Raw genomic sequence first — 18,012 nt, 5'->3', positions numbered from 1 at the left:
GCCTCTACACTGCTGTGAATTTGGATGAACGAGAATGCAGGACTGTTCGCAGATCGTTCAGGCTTCTGATCCTTTTGTCTGTCTTCACGTTAATTTTTTTCAGGACCTCCTCTCGATCGAATTTTCGTGCCATCTCCGCCAAATTGATTTTGCCTTTCTCCAATGCGCCGACCATCGCGACGATGTCGGTATCCAGCGCATTGACTTGTTCAGCGGAAAGAGCCGATGCCGCCGCACTCACTTCACTGAGGATATCAAGGGTGCCCGGTATGGCTTTCAAGCCTGGTCCTGCCAATGGGACCTTCCCCAGCGCCACGGTTACCGCCTCTTTAGCCAACTTCTTGCGCCCGCCTGCTGTTCGCGGATCGTAGCTGGAAATGAGATCGGGAATGAGCTGATCGGATGTTTGGGAATAAACCTTTTTAATTAGCTTGTCGGGATTCAACCGCCCGGATTCAAGGCTTACCGATGTGTTGAGGCCTGTCTCTTTTCCGATGTATGCCGTTGTTTTACTGACGACCGTGCTGGTGACGAAGCCGATGACTGCGCCGCCTGCCATCCCCACTGGACCTAGCGGTGCCCCGGCGATGGCACCAACGGCGGCTCCAACGCCCGCACCTGCCGCAAAGGAGGTGCCTTTTTCTGCCAGGAAGTATCCGGTTCGCTTACTGGTGGACTGCGCGTGCTCCGTCATTGATCGATGGTTAAGTATTTGTTGCCAGGTATCACGTACGCCCGTCTTCACTTCATCGAGGATTTCCAGATGCCGGTAGATTTTCAAGTCGTACGTAGCCTCTGGCGTCCAGTTGCCCCAATTAGCTTTGAACCGCTCCACAATCGCGAACGGGATTCTGACCCTGCCGCCTTGATCTATGTAGACAAGCGGATTGTTCCCCACAAACCCATACAAATTCAGCCCATCCACATCCCCCCCCGGATCGGCACTCACCCAACGCTGCAACCACGGCGCGTAATACCGGGCACCGTAGTAATAGAGCCCGCTGACATCCATCTCTTTGCCCGAATACCGGATCGTCTTGTAGTCCACCTCCACCGCCGAGCGCGCCGCCCACCACGCCGTGCCGCCGAAGGGGTAGTAGATTTCCTGGCTGATCAACGCGCCGTTGCGGTCCAGTTCCAGGGTGCTGGAGCCCAGGTGATCGTCGAGGCTGTAGCGCAACTGATTTTGCTCGATGGCCGCCGGTTTGCCCTTGACCCAGTGCAGGCAGCGCACGTTGCCCAGGGTGATGACGTGCAGTTCTTCGGCATCGTCCAGGGTGCGGATTTCCAGCCCCGGCAAGTACAGGACCTGGCGCACATGGCTGACCGATTGCGCCTGGGTCACCAGGCGTTTGCTGACGCGCTGCCCCTGGCTGTAGACGTAGGTTTCTTCATCGTTGGGCCCGCCGCTGCGTTCCACCAACCGGGCTACGGCCAGTTGATCGCGGCGGTTCCAGGTCAGTGGCTGGCCTTTTTGCAACCACAGCAGGTTGCCGTGGGGGTCGAAGTGTTCGTCGAAAATCGGCTCCGGCTCTCCTTCAATCCAGCGCACACCGCGATTGCTGTCGGGGGCGATGCGCGTGGTTTGAGTGTGGTTATTGCCGTTGCGCACATGGCGCAGGGTCGTCAGGTTGCCGCCGGTATCGTATTCATACTGCTGGGCGTAGTTGTAGAGCCGGCCGGTGTCGACCGGTGTGATAGGGGTTGGCAAACCGGGACGCAGATTCGGCGTATCGGTTTCAAAACCCGCGGCGCTGCGCAATTGGTACAGCGAGTCGTAACTGAACTCGCGACGGCCGTCGACCCGCTGGTTGGCGAAGAACACCGGGGTAAAGGCCAGGTCGTCGATGGCCAGCAGATTGCCAACCCGGTCGTAGGTGTAGCCGAGGTTTTGCAACACGGGTTGACCGGGCAAACCGGCTTGCTGGCGGGTGAGCCGGCCATCGGCCGGGTCGTAGGTCCATAGGCTGACCACGCCATTGCTCGCCTGCTGTTCGATCAACTGGCCGGCGGCGTTGTAGCGAGCATCGGCGAGCACGGCTTGAGCCGAGGCCGTCGGGTCGATTTTTAATTCCACCCGTTTGAGTTGCCCGGCGATGTCGTAGCCGAACTGTTGCTGATGCGCCTTGGCATCGGTCTGGTCCAGCACGGCGCCGAGGGGGCTGACGGTGCGGCGGCTGGTATAAGGCGTCCCGTCGGCAAAGGTCCGGGCCTCGCCCAAGGCCTCGCCGCCCAGGCTGTAGCTGTCGAAGCTCACGGTGCCCGAAGGGTCGACCTGCTCGATCAGGTGCCCGCGCAGGTTGTGGCTGGCAGCCGCCGTGGCGTTGGCATAGGTGAAGCGCTCGACGTTCGGCTGGGCATTTTCCTGGAGGGCGATCACGCGCGACTGATTGTCGTAGGTGGTTTGCCAGTGCGTGCCACGCGGGTCCCAGCGTTGCAGCACCTCACCCGACATCCCGGACAGGTTCAGGCGCCAGCCGGCATCGACGCTGTCCACCCTTACGGCCTCGCCGGACAGCTGATAAATCGTAGCCAAGTTGGGTTTGGGCGCAACCCCGTAAAGCCTCAGGTCCCATTGTTCGATCAACCGGCCACTGACGTTGAGGACCTGCCGGGTCACCCGTGCTTCCACCAAACCACCGGTCCCTTTACGCAGGTAGGCTACCTGTCTCACCGGTAGCCCTCTGGGGTCGTGGACGAAAAGCGTCGGTGTATTCAGGTGCGTTGATCGATTCATGGGTTGCTCCCGGTGCATCACTCATCTTCGAGAAGCCTTCGCCGCCGCCCGCGCCTGCCGTGCCAGATACATATTGTCGGTGGTGCCCATTTCCTTGTACTGGGCCATGCCTTTTTGAATGCGGCTGATGGAGTCGAGGGTTGTGGTTGTGGCTTGCTGCAATCCGGCCCGGGTGATAGGTGCAAGCATGGCCTTGGGGGTCATGAAGTTCACGTTGGGAATGACGTCGGCCGGGTTGACCGTGTCGGTGCCCAGCGCATCGAAGGCATTTTGCGCCCAGGCCCAGCGTTGCTCCGTCGCGGCTTTCCATTCGGCGGTCATGGCTTCAATCTTGGCGATCTTGACCGGGTCGAGACGGTTCGTGATGTCTTCGGCTTCCACCGCCCGGGCGAACATATTCAGGGTGCCGGGAATGATTGATATCCAGGTCGCGATCCCTCGGTTCATCACGAACTCGGGGTTGAGCACGGCGTTGAGCGCTGGGTGAATCACCTCATCCTTGATGCTGCGCCAATTGGGCTGTATCTCGTTGACGGGGGCCGGGATCCCCAACATGTCGTCAATCGCGGCAACGGAGATCTTCGAGGTTTGCGGGATCAGCGCGGATATCAACCCAAAGCTGCTGGTGACCGGTTCTGCCAGCGCGCCGGCCACATCCCCGCCGAGGTTGCCACCGGTCAATGCGCCTGGGTCGGTGAATTGCAGGGCGTGAGGCGCATTGGGAAGCACGGCGCTTGCTTGTGGCGTGCCGATCACGCCACCTTCATAGCCGATGACGCCCAGGAATGTCTCTCCCAACAGGTTCTTGAACAGACTGCTGACGATGTTCTTCTGATGAATGATGTTGTCGACCTGCCCGAGTGTCTGCTCTGACACCCCCCCCAGGACGGAAATAAAACCCGAGTAGAGAAAAATCACGTTCTCTTCCCGGGCACCGCCCTCGGGATCCACATAGCGCAGCGGGTTATTCCCCACCATCGCAAACAGGTTCAGCCCATCCACATCCCCCCCCGGATCGGCACTCACCCAACGCTGTAACCACGGCGCGTAATACCGGGCACCGTAGTAATAGAGCCCGCTGACATCCATCTCTTTGCCCGAATACCGGATCGTCTTGTAGTCCACCTCCACCGCCGAGCGCGCCGCCCACCACGCCGTGCCGCCGAAGGGGTAGTAGATTTCCTGGCTGATCAACGCGCCGTTGCGGTCCAGTTCCAGGGTGCTGGAGCCCAGGTGATCGTCGAGGCTGTAGCGCAACTGATTTTGCTCGATGGCCGCCGGTTTGCCCTTGACCCAGTGCAGGCAGCGCACGTTGCCCAGGGTGATGACGTGCAGTTCTTCGGCATCGTCCAGGGTGCGGATTTCCAGCCCCGGCAAGTACAGGACCTGGCGCACATGGCTGGCCGATTGCGCCTGGGTCAGCAGGCGTTTGCTGACGCGCTGGCCCTGGCTGTAGACATAGGTTTCTTCATCGTTCGGCCCGCCGCTGCGTTCCACCAGCCGGGCCACGGCCAGTTGATCGCGGCGGTTCCAGGTCAGTGGCTGGCCTTTTTCCAGCAACAGCAAATTGCCGTGGGGGTCGAAGTGTTCGTCGAAAATCGGCTCCGGCTCTCCTTCAATCCAGCGCACACCGCGATTGCTGTCGGGGGCGATGCGCGTGGTTTGCGTGTGGTTATTGCCGGTGCGCACATGGCGCAGGGTCGTCAGGTTGCCGCCGGTATCGTATTCATACTGCTGGGCGTAGTTGTAGAGCCGGCCGGTGTCGACCGGTGTGATGGGGGTTGGCAAACCGGGACGCAGATTCGGCGTATCGGTTTCAAAACCCGCGGCGCTGCGCAATTGGTACAGCGAGTCGTAACTGAACTCGCGACGGCCGTCGACCCGCTGGTTGGCGAAGAACACCGGGGTAAAGGCCAGGTCGTCGATGGCCAGCACATTGCCAACCCGGTCGTAGGTGTAGCCGAGGTTCTGCAACGCTGATTGGCCGGGTAAACCAGCTTGTTGTTGGGTAAGCCGGCCATTGGCCGGATCGTAGGTCCAGCGGCTGACCACGCCATTGCTCGCGTGCTGTTCGATCAACTGGCCGGCGGCGTTGTAGTGAGCATCGGCGAGCACGGCTTGAGCCGAGGCCGTCGGGTCGATTTTTAATTCCACCCGTTTGAGTTGCCCGGCGAGGTCGTAGCCGAACTGTTGCTGATGCGCCTTGGCATCGGTCTGATCCAGCACGGCGCCGAGGGGGCTGACGGTGCGGCGGCTGGTATAAGGCGCACCGTCGACAAAGGTCCGGGAATCGCCCAAGGCCTCGCCGCCCAGGCTGTAGCTGTCGAAGCTCACCGTGCCCGAAGGGTCGACTTGCCCGATCAGTTTCCCGCGCAGGTTGTGGCTGGCTGCCGCCGTGGCGTTGGCATAGGTGAAGCGCTCGACGTTCGGCTGGGTGTTTTCCTGGAGGGCGATCACGCGCAACTGATTGTCGTAGGTGGTTTGCCAATGGGTGCCGCGCGGGTCCCAGCGTTGCAGCACCTCACCCGACATCCCGGACAGGTTCAAGCGCCAGCCGGCATCGACGCTGTCCACACGCACCGCTTCGCCGGACAGCCGATAAACCGTGGCCAGGTTGGGGGTGAGCGCAACCCCGAAAAGCCTCGGGTCCCATTGCCCGATCAATCGGCCACGGACGTCGTGGAGCTGCCGGGTAATGAGCGCATCCGCCGTGCCACCCACCTCCGTGCGCAGGTACGCCACTTGGCGAAGCGGCAGGCCACGACTGTCATTCACCACCAGCGAGGGTGTGCGCCCATGCACGGTCGTCATCATGGCTCACGAGCCCTCGGTGTCGTTGAAGTCGTGACTGGCGCGATACCACGGATGCAGGCTGTCAAACGACTCATAGCCTTTGGCGCTGATGACCTTGATCGGACGGCCCAGCGGGTCGTAGAACTGCTGGTCGTGGTAGCCGAACAGGCGAAAGGACTGGTCGCGGATATAGCCATGGGTGTTACAGAAGTAGGGGCGGAAGACACGGGTCACGGCGCCCTTGTTGTTGTATTCCACCCGTTCGCTGATGCGCCAGCGCGGGTCGGCCGGTTTCTCCAGCGGTTGGCCGTCCACCACCTCCAATTCGAGGTTGGCATTGGCGCTGTAGGCCAGGCCGGGCTCGACCTTTTGCTGGGTTTGCAGCGCCCGGCCGAAACCGTCCACGCAGGCCTTGCTGATCTGGATCTGCTGCAACGGGTCATCGGGGTAGCGGTCGGCGCTGAGGATCACGCTGTGCACCGGTTCACGGGGTGTCGCTGCGATCAGTTCCTTGAGCGTTTGTTCGGCGGCGGTGCGCGATTTGAGCCGGGCCAGTCGCGTGCGGGCGCTGGCGCGGATGTGCAGGCTGGGCAGCACGTAACCGTCGGCGATCCAGCCGGCGAGCCAGGCGGCGGTCTGGTGGGTGGCGCCGGGGAGTTGGCCCATCCAGCTGAACAAGTCCTTGCGCAGGACGCTGGCGGCTTTTTGCAGGGCTGCCTCGGGGTTATCGATGGCCGGGGCCGGCAGCGACGATGCGGGCCGAACGTACTCGCTCAGCGGCTTGAACCCGACGGGCACCCCGTTTTCCGTACCGTAGAAGCTGACGGCCAGCGGCTGGCCGGACGGTTCGTACAGCGCTTCCTCAATGTTGTCGTTGGCATCGATGAGGCGCAGCGGTTGCAGCGCGTGGTAATCGTATTCGGCGCGGGTGGTGCAGCCGTCCGGCAACGTGACCTCGGTGATCGCCAGGTGGTAGGAGTCATAGCTGGCCTGGGTGACGCCGTGGCTCAAGGTCTCGTTGTACTTGCGCACCTTGTAGAAGCCGGCCAGGTCGGCGTATTCGGCAAACCCGTAGCGGGCCGACCAAAGGTTTTTGCGCTGGTCTTCATCGACGTCCGGCTCAAGGAACAACGGCATGTGCACATAGCCGATCTTCACCAGCTCGACCCGGATATCGAAGGGCGGGGGCAGGGTGTTGTAGGCGTCCAGCGCGGTCTTGTCCAATTGCGCGATTTCCTGGGGCGCGGCCAGGGCTTCGAAGTCGGCGCTGCCATCGGGCCGCACGGAGCGGTCTGCGGTGTTGAGGTAACGCTGCAGCGCTTGCCTCGTCAATTCCCGCGCGCTGTTCCACGCCGGGCTGGCGTGATGCTCAAGCAGTAATTCGTAGCTGATTTGCCCGGGATTGAGCCCCGTGGGCAACGCGCCTTTGGGCAACTTCAAGGCGTTGCCGCGCTGGCGATAGGGCAGCCCCACGCGCCAGCCTTGCGGGTCGGTCAGGTGAATGAATTCGGCGCGGGTTTCGCTCAGGTAGTAAGACTGTTGCTGCGGGTCGTGGGCGTCGCGCCACCAGGCTTGTTCGTCCGGGTCATCGAAGGGCGGTGCGTCGAGTTCGGTCTTGCGCCGGGCGTAGTGGACGGTGAGGGCATGGGTCGGCTGGCCGAACGCATCCTGGCTCAGGGTGATGTCGTGGCGGCACAGCGGGTCGTCGATAAAGCGTTCGTACTGGTAACTGATTTGTTCCAGCGGCGCAGCGAACAGGCTGCCGTGGGGCGGGTGAGCGTCGATGCCCCGCAATTCACGGACTTTGTAGCGGTACTCCTCAACCTGGTAGGGCAGGGTGTCGTCCAGCGCATAGGTTTCCGTGCGCAACACTGCGCCGGCGAGGGCCCGGGCGATTGCACGGGCGGTGGCTGCGTCCGGGGGCACCGGTTCATCGAAGGCGTCGCTGGCGTGGTAGCGACAGAACAGCGTATCGCCCAAGGGTTGGGCGTCCGGGTCCTGGGCGAAATAACCGTCTCGCGGCATGTCCACGCTGCGGCCCGTATGGAACCAGGTGCAGGCCAGCGCCGGGGCGGTGAAGCCGATGTCGTCTTCAGTCTGCACGGCTTCGCTGTCGGTCTGGCGCACCAGGCCGAAACCCCGGAACTCGCGCTCGATACCATCGTAGTAACCCTGGCTGTAGCTGAGGGATTGGGTGAGCACGTTGCCGGTGATTTCGTCCTTTTGCTGCTGTTTGCTGACCACTTGAATCGGGAATGGCAGGTACGACATCGCTAGCATTTTGCGGTTATGCAATTGCCGTTTTTCATCCAGCCACTCCTGCGCCGAGCTGCGGTACTTCACGTGCGTGCTGCACCCCATGTTGTTGTTGCTGGCACTCAGCAGGTACGGCCGGGCGCTGACAAAGTCATAGCGCCAGTGCCGGGGTTTCATGTGTGGCACTGTCAGGATCAGACTGGCGCAGCCCAGGCCTTGCAGGTCGGCGAGGGTCACCTGGCAATGGTTGTCGTAGCGCACACCTTCGGGCCAGGAGACTTGGACTGGTGTCTGCTCCAGACCATTGCCACCCCGGTTGAAGTAGATGTCGAAACCGTCGGACTTCAGGTAAATCAGCGCCGGTGCCCCGGAGCCGTCGAGGTCGGCAATGCGCACGCGGGCGGCATCGAATTCGTGGTAGCTGAAGGGCAGGGCGCTCATCACGAAACCCTGGCCGAAACGCCCGTGACCCAGGTTCGGCCAGCATTTGATTTCGTTGTGGCGGATGCGGCACAACTCGCTCATGTCGCTGCCCAGCATGTTGCCCAGGAACACCAGTTCAGTCGGCGCATCGCTGAACAACGGCAAGCGGTCGTCGTCCGGCAGATGGGGCACCTCCTCAGCCTTGGCGAAACCGTCGGTGCGACGGTTGGCGTACAGGCGCACGCTCCTGGGGCCGATCAGCGCGAGGGAGCTGAGGCCGTCGCCGCTCAAGTCGCCCAGTTGCGCCAGGGTGTGGAAATACTCCGCCGGAAACGCGCTGAACGGGATGAAGCCTGACCAGCTGCGGTCCGGGTTCAGGGTGTGGAAACCGCTCAGGCCCGGTTGAGCGATGACCCAGTCCAGGCGCCCGTCACCGGTCAGGTCGGTGAGGGTTTGCTGCACCGGTTTACGGCTGTCGGCGCGGGGGATCTGGCTGAGTTCGGTCCATGGGCCGTAGGTGATGTCATCGTCGCCGGACTCATCGCGCAACGGCTCGCGGTAGAACCAGGCCTGGTCGTAGCGGCACAGAAAACCCGGCAAGCCCTCGCCAAACAGATCGACGGATTGATAGCGTTGCCCATCCTCAAGGCCGGGCATGTTATCGAAGGGCAACAAGGGCGCCGGTTGGGTATTGGGGGCGAACGCCGAGTAGTCGAACTCCAGGGGCGGGCGGTTTTCCACCGCGCCACTGGCGTCCCAGGCCTGATAGTGCGCGGCCGCCAACTGGTTGTAGCCCAGGGACGTGGCGCGGTACTCCAGCAGCAGCCGTCGCACCAGCACCGGGTTCGCCCCCAGTTCCCGGGGGAAGTGATGGAACATCAGCACCTGATGACACAAGCGTCGGGTGCCGACTTCAAAGCCGTTGCCGTAGGTGTGGAACGGATCGCTGCGCACTGGCCACGGGGTCTTGGGTTCGTAGGTGGGTTTCTGTTCCCGGTCCAGGGTGCGTTCGCCGTAGTCGAACAGCAGATGGAAATGCCACGCCGGCGAGGGCGGTGGCTCGGTCCAGCCATACAAGTGGCTGCTGGCTGCGGCGTTGCCGTAGAGCACCCGTTGCAAGTAACGCTGGGCCCGGTAGTCATGGGGCGCCGGTGAGGCTTCCTCGGCTTTGTACTCGTAGGCGATGTGCTCGCCGTGGGCACTCAGGCTTTCCTGTATGAGCCAGGACGTAACGCGTTGCAGGTCGTTCAGATCGGCCACCCGCGCGGTATCGGCTTTGCCGAACAGGTGCAGGCTGCCGTCGGTGTCGTGTATCAGCCAGAAACCCTGCGGGTTGGCACTGGAGCGCCAGAACTCGATCAGCGCGAAGGTGGTTTCAATGCGGGGGAAATAACGCACCACCGTGTGTGAGCCCACGGGCACGCCCCGGTAATGGGTTTCGCTCCTGGACGTGATCTGCCCCTGGGCATCCCGTTCCGGGCGCCACTGCTGGCCGTCGTGGCCGATCATCACATCGTCGTCCTGGTAGCGCGGCACGCCCTTGTTGGTCTGTCGGGAAATGGCACCGCTGTTCAACCCCCAGCCAATCCCGAACGGTCCGTTGCCGGCCTGGCTGTCATAGCCCAGCGACAGGTTGGGATCGAAACCGCGCCCGGCCGACAGGGGCAGCGGCAATTCGAATGACGCGCTGCCGGTGAAACCGACCGAGCCGCTTTTGCCGACCATGGCAATGGACGCGGTGCGGGCAATGGAGGGCGTGGTGATGCTCAGCGAAGCGTGATCGTCCATGGGGCGGATCCCGGTGTTCGGCAAAGGGTTTCGGTGTGGGTCAACGCTATCAAGTTGCCGGGGCGGCGTAACCTGTCAGATCTGACAGGTGGGGGCGGGATTTTTAGATTGATTGGGTTGCAGGGGATGACTGTTTATACCGATCTCCCACAGGTGGGGGATGGGCAAAAAAAAACGGCCGGGTCATCTGGGGAGATGACCCGGCCGTTTTTGGAGGTGTTAGTGCTTACTGCACTTCTACCGCCAGGCTTTCACTGATCTTTTTCTGCCAGATGGCAGGACCGGTGATGTGCACCGATTCACCTTTGCTATCCACCGCAACGGTCACCGGCATGTCCTTGACGTCGAACTCGTAGATGGCTTCCATCCCCAGCTCGGCGAAAGCCACGACGCGGGATTTCTTGATGGCTTGCGCCACCAGGTAAGCCGCGCCGCCCACTGCCATCAGGTACACGGCTTTGTGGTCCTTGATCGCTTCGATCGCAGTCGGGCCGCGCTCGGATTTGCCGATCATGCCCAGCAGGCCGGTTTGCTCGAGGATCTGACGGGTGAACTTGTCCATCCGCGTCGCGGTGGTCGGACCGGCAGGCCCAACCACTTCTTCGCGCACCGGATCAACCGGGCCGACGTAGTAGATGAAGCGACCTTTCAGGTCCACCGGCAGGGCTTCACCTTTGTTCAGCATCTCGACCATGCGCTTGTGCGCGGCGTCGCGACCGGTGAGCATCTTGCCGTTGAGCAGGACGGTTTCGCCCGGCTTCCAGCTCTGCACGTCTTCCGGGGTCAGGGTGTCGAGGTTGACGCGACGGGCCGACGGGCCGGCTTCCCAGACGATTTCCGGGTAGGCGTCCAGCGGTGGCGCTTCCAGCGAGGCCGGGCCGGAACCGTCGAGCACGAAGTGCGCGTGACGGGTGGCGGCGCAGTTCGGGATCATGCACACCGGCAGGGACGCGGCGTGGGTCGGGTAATCCATGATCTTCACGTCGAGCACGGTGGTCAGGCCGCCCAGGCCCTGGGCGCCGATGCCCAGTTGGTTGACCTTCTCGAACAGCTCCAGGCGCATCTCTTCGATACGGTTGGACGGGCCGCGCTTCTTCAGCTCGTGGATGTCGATGGATTCCATCAACACTTCCTTGGCCATGACGGCGGCTTTCTCGGCGGTGCCGCCGATGCCGATGCCAAGCATGCCCGGTGGGCACCAGCCGGCGCCCATGGTCGGAACGGTCTTCAGAACCCAGTCGACGATCGAGTCGGACGGGTTGAGCATGGCCATCTTCGACTTGTTCTCGGAACCGCCGCCCTTGGCCGCTACGTCCACTTCCACGGTATTACCCGGAACGATGGAGTAGTGGATCACGGCCGGGGTGTTGTCCTTGGTGTTCCTGCGAGCGCCCGCCGGGTCGGCGAGGATCGAGGCACGCAGGACGTTTTCCGGCAGGTTGTACGCCTGGCGCACGCCTTGGTTGATCATGTCGTCCAGGCTCATGGTGGCGCCATCCCAACGCACGTCCATGCCCACACGGACAAACACGGTCACGATGCCGGTGTCCTGGCAGATCGGACGGTGGCCGGTGGCGCACATGCGCGAGTTGATCAGGATTTGCGCCATCGAATCACGGGCCGCTGGCGATTCTTCGCGCAGGTAGGCTTCGTGCATCGCCTGGATAAAATCAACGGGGTGGTAATAAGAAATGAACTGCAGGGCGTCGGCAACGCTCTGAATCAGGTCGTCTTGCTTGATCACGGTCATGAGTCGCGCTCCTCTAAAAGACGGGAACATTCTATGGGGCAGCTACAAGCCTTAAGTTTCAAGCTGCAAGTTCCAAGCAGTACGCGAACGGCTTCAGCTTGCGGCTTGAAACTTGAGACTTGTAGCTGATCCTCTGGCACGCCGGGGCTGCTGGCGCGACGCTAAAAAGGCGCGGCAGTATAACGCGGCTCGCTGGCGGGTACACATTGGCTTTTGGTCGGAGTTGACCTGTGGCGAAGGAGCTTGCTTGCGCTGGAGTGCGAAGCGCTCCCCCTCTTTTCAGGTAAGGAGAGGGGCCGCTTCGCAGCCCGGCGGGAGCAAGCTCCCTCGCCACAGAGGCGGTTATGCCCATAAACAGGAGTCAAGCGGGCCATGCTTTTGACGCCAGTTTTCCGCTTCCAAAATTGAATGGTCATTTATCGGTCGCGCCACTAAAGTGGCCATCGGCCTGTAGAGTAGGACACTCTTTCAGCCTCTTTTCCTTTGGTGAGTCAACGATTGACCCATAACGCCATCCAGCGCCTGTTGCTCAAACGTTTTGCCCTCGCGGCCGGCACCTATGCCCTGGCATTGCTGCTGCTGTGGCTGGCGTTTTTCACCGGGCACTTCGATGCGCCCCTGGCCAGTGTCGCGATTGGCAGCGCAATGGTGGTCATCACGCAGGCGGCGCTGTTCGCGGTGTTCTACAGCGGCTGCAATTTGCGCTTCGCCGACCCCAGCCTGACCGAAGTCCAGGTATTGCTGGGCCTGGGCTGGCAAACCTGGCTCATCTCTCACCTGGACGAAGCCCGCGGCGCGTTCCTGGTCTTCTATATCCTGATTTTGCTGTTCGGCCTGTTCCACCTCTCGCGTCGGGCCTTTGTCCGTTGCGCGTTGCTGGTGTTCTTCAGTTTCAGCGCCATCACGCTGTGGGAGGGCTACCACTTCCAGTTGGCCGACCCGGCCCTGGCGCTGTTGCAGGTGTGCGTGCTGTTTATCGTGCTAGTGTGGCTGGTGCTTTACGCCCGATACGTCCAGGCCTCGCGCCAACTGATGCGCCAGCGCCGCTTCGCCTTGCAAGCGCACCAGGACACCCTGCGCGGGATGATGCGCCAGCTCGAAGACCTCGTCGCCACCGACGAACTCACCGGCCTGTTCAACCGCCGTCACTTCCTGCGCCTGGCTTCCCGGGAGCTGAATGCGATGGACGCTGGCGTGGTCCACGGTTTGGCGCTGATCGACCTCGACCACTTCAAACGCATCAACGACGTACACGGCCATGCCGCCGGCGACCAGGTGTTGCAAGCCTTCGCCGGGGTGGCCACGGCCTGCCTGCGCGACGGCGATGTGCTGGCCCGTTACGGCGGCGAAGAATTCGTGGTGTTGCTGCCCGACTGCGATGCCGAGCGCCTGACCTCTTGTTGCGAACGCCTGCGCATTGCTTTCACCGATGTCGAGTTGTTCGGCCTGAGCGTCAGCAACCTCAGCCTGAGCGCCGGTATGACCCTGCTGGAACTGGGCGACGACCTCGACGACGCCCTGCAACGGGCCGACCAGGCGCTGTACCGGGCCAAGCGTGACGGCCGCAATCGTTGCGCGGCGGCGTGGGAGAACATCGATGCCTGAGGTCCGGGTCGGCGAACGCCAATGGTCGGTGGCGGCGGGCAGCAACCTGCTCGATGCCCTGAATCAGAACGGCGTCTCCGTGCCTTACAGTTGCCGCGCCGGCAGTTGTCATGCGTGCCTGGTGCAATGCGTGCAAGGCCTGCCCGCCGACAGCCGCCCCGATGCCTTGAGCGCGGAACAACGCCAGCAAGGTTGGCGTCTGGCCTGTCAGTGTTCGGTGATCGAAGACTTGCAGGTGCACACGTTTGATCCGCAACAGGACGGGCGCCCGGCCGAGGTCGCGGCCGTCGATTGGCTCAGCGCGCATGTGCTGCGCTTGCGCCTGACCACTCAGCGGCCATTGCGCTACAGCGCCGGCCAGCATCTGGTGTTGTGGGCCGGTCACGTGGCGCGCCCGTATTCCCTGGCGAGCCTGCCGGACGAAGACCGATTCCTGGAATTCCACCTCGATTGCCGCCAGCCCGGCGAATTCAGCGACGCCGCGCGTCAGTTGCAGATTGGCGACACCCTGCGCCTGGGCGAACTGCGCGGCGGCGCCTTGCATTACGACGCCGACTGGCACACCCGGCCCCTGTGGCTGCTGGCCGCCGGCACTGGGCTGGGGCCGTTGTTCGGTGTGCTGCGTGAAGCCTTGCGTCAGGATCACCAGGGCGCCATCCGCGTCATTCACCTGGCCCATGACGCCGACGAGCACTATCTGGCCAAACCCCTGCAAGCCATGGCCGCCGGCCGCGAAAACCTCACGGTCGAACTCTGGACCCCGGCCGAGTTGCCCCAGGCGTTGGCGCAACTGCGGCTTGTTTCCCGGCAAACCCTGGCCTTACTCTGCGGTGGCCCCGACAGCGTCGACGCCTTTGCCCGGCGCCTGTACCTGGCGGGACTGCCGCGCAATCAACTGCTGGCCGACGTGTTCCTGCCCCGTGGTTGAGCGCTGATCGTTTAACGACGCGAGACCCGCCATGCCCGATGCCATCCAGATTGAACGCGAACGCGGTCTGCTGACCCTGCGCCTGAACCGCCCCGACAAGAAAAACGCCCTGACCCGCGCCATGTACAGCCACCTGGCCGAAGCCCTGAAACACGCCGACAGCGACCCGCAAATCAACGCCGTGCTGATCACCGGCAGCGCCGAGTGTTTCACCGCCGGCAACGACATCTCCGACTTCCTCCAGCAACCGCCGAGCAGTCTCGACAGCCCGGTGTTCCACTTCATGCTCAACCTGCTCGACTGCCGCAAACCGGTGATCGCCGCCGTGGCCGGGGCGGCGGTGGGGATTGGCACCACGTTGTTGCTGCACTGCGATCTGGTCTACATCAGCCGCGACGCACGTTTGCGCATGCCGTTCGTGAATCTCGGGTTGTGCCCGGAATTCGGCTCCAGCCTGATCCTGCCGCGTTTGCTCGGCCACGCCAAAGCGGCGGAATTGTTGCTGCTGGGCGAAGGCTTCAGCGGTGAACAAGCGGCGGCCTGGGGCATTGCCACCGAAGCGCTGGGCAGTGGCGAAGCGGCGCTGGCCAAGGCGCGGGAGATGGCGTTGAAGTTTGAAGCATTGCCTGTTGAAGCCGTACGCATCAGCAAGCAATTGATGAAAGCGCCGGACCGGGCATTGATTCGCCAAGTGATCGAGGAGGAGGGCGCGTTGTTTACCCAGCGGCTGCGCTCGCCGGAAGCGCTGGCGGCGTTGTCGGGGTTTATCAACCGGCGTTGAGTGATCGTTCCCACGCTCTGCATGGGAATGCCTCAACGGACGCTCTGCGTTCGGCTCTTTGGGATGCGGAGCGTCCCGGGCTGCATTCCCACGCGGAGCGTGGGAACGATCATCAATATTTGGAATGCGTCCCCCTCTGTAGGAGCGAGGCTGTTGTGGCTCAATGTTTTTGGACCATGATGTAGGAGCATCTACCTAAGGAAGCATCATGGGATATCGGATCGTTGATACTGGGGCAAAAGCGGAAGCCATTCGCTTGGTTGTGGAGATGAATTGCTCCATACCTGAAGCCTGCAAGCTAACGGGAATTGGACCCACAGCTCTACGCCGATGGGTTCTGCTCTGGCGTCGGGAGCATGCGGGGATTTCACAACCCTCTCGGCCGCAGGACCAGGAGCTGATTGAGTCGTTACAGGCAAAATTGGCACTGGTCGAAGCAGAGAACCAGGTATTAAAAAAGCAATTGCCCTCTCATCTGAAGGTTCTGTTCAGTCGAACCAAGTGATTGACGGCGCTAGAGGGGCAGGGTCGATTAGACGCACGTGTCTGGTCTTAGGCTTGGCCCGCAGTAGCTATTACGCGCAACGTAAACCCAAGCCGCCTCGTGTTATCGAGAGTGGTTTGGAGATGACGATTCGTGCGGTGCATACCGAGCATCGCGAAGCTTTAGGGGCCCGAGGGCTTTCCAAGGAGTTGAGGAAAGAAGGTATTTCTATCGGACGTCACCGCATGCGCTCCTTGATAAAGACCCTTGATTTAACCAGGCGCCGGCCGCGTTACGCCCACTATCGTCGCGCCACCAAACCAAGTATCACGGCACCGAACATACTTGATCGTCGCTTTAATCCGGTCCAGCCAGACACGCTCTGGGCCGGCGATATCACTTACATCAAAGTGAGGGATAGCTGGTTATATCTAGCCGTAGTGATGGATTTGTTTTCACGCCGGATTGTGGGGTGGGCTTGTTCAAGAACCGCCGACACGGACCTGTCGATCAAAGCACTGAAATTGGCAGTAGCACTGCGCCACCCAATGCCTGAGCTGTTGTTTCATTCAGACCAGGGCTGTCAGTACACCTCTGAGCGATTTTCAGCGTGTCTGGCGCAATGCCGAATCGTCCACAGCGTGAGTCGTCGCGGTAACTGTTGGGATAACGCGGTGGTAGAGCGTTATTTCAGAACGTTGAAGCACGACTGGATGCCAGAAAATGGCTATCAGAATCACCTTGAGGCGGAAAAGGATGTGATCGACTTCGTGTCGCACTACAACCATCGCCGCTGCCACACCGCATCGAATAACCTGCCGCCTGCGCTTTTTGAGCAGCAGGCGGCCTAAAGCTCCTACGGAGTGGTCCAAAAAAACTGGACCCCAACAGGCTTGCCCGCGAAGGCGCCGGCCCAGGCACCACATCCCCCAGATCAGAAACCAAAAAGCCCCGCCATTCACAGGGCGGGGCTTTTGATTTTCAGCAACCGGTCACTCAGACCATCGGATCGCCAACGTGCAGGATTTTCATGCCGTTGGTGCCGCCGATGGTGTGGTAACTGTCGCCCTTGGTCAGGATGACCCAGTCGCCTTTTTCCACGACGCCGCGTTTCAGCAACTCGTCGATCGCGGCCTGGCTGACTTGCTCAGGTGGCAAGGACGCCGGGTCGAATGGCACGGTGTAGACGCCACGGAACATGGCGGCGCGGGCCTGGGTTTCGCGGTGCGGGGAGAACGCGTAGATCGGCACCGAAGAACGGATGCGCGACATGATCAGCGGCGTGTAGCCACTTTCGGTCAACGCGATGATCGCCTTCACGCCCGGGAAGTGGTTGGCGGTGTACATGGCCGCGAGGGCGATGGACTGGTCGCAGCTTTCGAAGACCTTGCCGATGCGGTGGCTGGAGGTCTTGCTGGTCGGGTGCTTTTCAGCGCCGACGCAGATGCGCGCCATCGCTTGCACGGCTTCCAGCGGGTACAGACCGGCAGCACTTTCAGCCGAGAGCATCACGGCGTCGGTGTAGTCGAGCACGGCGTTGGCCACGTCGGACACTTCGGCGCGGGTCGGCATCGGGTTCTGGATCATCGACTCCATCATCTGGGTCGCGACGATCACCGCCTTGTTGTGGCGGCGTGCATGCAGAATGATTTTCTTCTGAATGCCCACCAGCTCGGCGTCGCCAATTTCCACGCCCAGGTCACCACGGGCAACCATGACAGCGTCGGAGGCTTTGATCAGGGCATCGAGGGTGTCGTCGTCGGCCACGGCTTCGGCGCGTTCGATCTTCGCCACCAGCCAGGCAGTACCGCCGGCCTCGTCGCGCAGTTGACGGGCGTATTCCATGTCGGCAGCGTCGCGCGGGAAGGACACGGCGAGGTAGTCGACTTCCATTTCGGCGGCGAGCTTGATGTCGGCCTTGTCTTTTTCAGTCAGGGCCGGGGCAGTCAGGCCACCGCCGCGACGGTTGATGCCTTTGTGGTCCGACAGCGGACCGCCGATCAGCACGGTGCAATTCAGTTCGGTGGCGGTGGCGGTATCGACGCGCATTACCACGCGACCGTCGTCGAGCAGCAGCTCGTCGCCCACGCCGCAATCCTTGACCAGGTCCGGGTAGTCGATGCCGACCACTTGCTGGTTGCCTTCGGTCAGCGGATGGCTGGTGGAGAAGGTGAATTGATCACCGATCTTCAGCTCGATCTTCTTGCCGGCGAATTTGGCGATACGGATTTTCGGGCCTTGCAGGTCACCCAGCAGGGCGACGAAGCGGCCGTGCTTGGCGGCGAGGTCACGCACCAGCTTCGCGCGAGCCTTGTGCTCGTCGGGGGTGCCGTGGGAGAAGTTCAGGCGGGCGACGTCCAGGCCAGCCAGAATCAGCTGTTCGAGAACTTCCGGCGAGTTACTGGCCGGGCCAAGGGTAGCGACGATTTTGGTGCGACGGACGGACATGCATAGACTCCTGAGTTCA

General features: G+C 62.0%; 10 protein-coding genes. 5 read left to right on the top strand and 5 right to left on the bottom strand.

Annotation, left to right across the window (positions count from 1 at the left end):
• Positions 1 to 4: 4 nt before the first annotated feature.
• From ACY4LX_RS26715 to ACY4LX_RS26700, 4 genes are all read right to left on the bottom strand, one after another.
• Positions 5 to 2,737 (bottom strand): RHS repeat-associated core domain-containing protein, encoded by a 2,733-nt coding sequence (locus tag ACY4LX_RS26715; RefSeq protein ID WP_463258313.1) that lies wholly within the window; start codon positions 2,735 to 2,737, stop codon positions 5 to 7.
• Positions 2,738 to 2,758: 21 nt separating this feature from the next.
• Positions 2,759 to 5,551, bottom strand: coding sequence for an RHS repeat-associated core domain-containing protein (locus ACY4LX_RS26710; RefSeq protein WP_463258312.1), 2,793 nt, complete (start codon positions 5,549 to 5,551; stop codon positions 2,759 to 2,761).
• A gap of 3 nt (positions 5,552 to 5,554) precedes the next feature.
• Entirely contained in the window at positions 5,555 to 9,997 is a 4,443-nt protein-coding gene (locus ACY4LX_RS26705; RefSeq protein WP_463258311.1) for a SpvB/TcaC N-terminal domain-containing protein, read from the bottom strand.
• A gap of 226 nt (positions 9,998 to 10,223) precedes the next feature.
• On the bottom strand, positions 10,224 to 11,747 hold the full coding sequence (locus tag ACY4LX_RS26700) for a fumarate hydratase (RefSeq protein WP_463258310.1): 1,524 nt from the start codon (positions 11,745 to 11,747) through the stop codon (positions 10,224 to 10,226).
• A 498-nt stretch (positions 11,748 to 12,245) separates the two neighbouring features.
• Here ACY4LX_RS26700 and ACY4LX_RS26695 point away from each other — a divergent pair, with 498 nt between their 5' ends.
• The 5 genes from ACY4LX_RS26695 (at position 12,246) to ACY4LX_RS26675 (ending at position 16,396) form a co-directional block, all read left to right on the top strand.
• A complete protein-coding gene (locus tag ACY4LX_RS26695) occupies positions 12,246 to 13,352 on the top strand; it encodes a GGDEF domain-containing protein (protein ID WP_149657924.1) in 1,107 nt (368 codons plus the stop codon).
• Entirely contained in the window at positions 13,345 to 14,280 is a 936-nt protein-coding gene (locus ACY4LX_RS26690) for an iron-sulfur-binding ferredoxin reductase (RefSeq protein WP_463258309.1), read from the top strand. The genes ACY4LX_RS26695 and ACY4LX_RS26690 overlap by 8 nt, the downstream gene beginning before the upstream one ends.
• A 31-nt stretch (positions 14,281 to 14,311) precedes the next feature.
• On the top strand, positions 14,312 to 15,061 hold the full coding sequence (locus tag ACY4LX_RS26685; RefSeq protein ID WP_463258308.1) for an enoyl-CoA hydratase-related protein: 750 nt from the start codon (positions 14,312 to 14,314) through the stop codon (positions 15,059 to 15,061).
• Positions 15,062 to 15,269: 208 nt separating this feature from the next.
• Positions 15,270 to 15,566 carry a transposase gene (locus ACY4LX_RS26680; protein ID WP_463257480.1) on the top strand — a complete coding sequence of 99 codons (297 nt, stop codon included), beginning with the start codon at positions 15,270 to 15,272 and terminating at the stop codon, positions 15,564 to 15,566.
• Positions 15,563 to 16,396 (top strand): IS3 family transposase, encoded by an 834-nt coding sequence (locus ACY4LX_RS26675; protein ID WP_463257481.1) that lies wholly within the window; start codon positions 15,563 to 15,565, stop codon positions 16,394 to 16,396. Before ACY4LX_RS26680 ends, ACY4LX_RS26675 begins: the two co-directional genes overlap by 4 nt.
• 145 nt (positions 16,397 to 16,541) lie before the next feature.
• Here the strand turns inward: ACY4LX_RS26675 and pyk are convergent, their stop codons facing one another.
• Positions 16,542 to 17,993 carry a pyruvate kinase gene (gene pyk / locus ACY4LX_RS26670; RefSeq protein WP_123600008.1) on the bottom strand — a complete coding sequence of 484 codons (1,452 nt, stop codon included), beginning with the start codon at positions 17,991 to 17,993 and terminating at the stop codon, positions 16,542 to 16,544.
• Between the last annotated feature and the right edge of the window lie 19 nt (positions 17,994 to 18,012).

This window comes from Pseudomonas sp. Emmai (assembly GCF_055179735.1).
The sequence above is the reverse complement of the archived record's forward strand: the minus strand, read 5'-3'. Positions and strand labels throughout refer to the sequence as shown.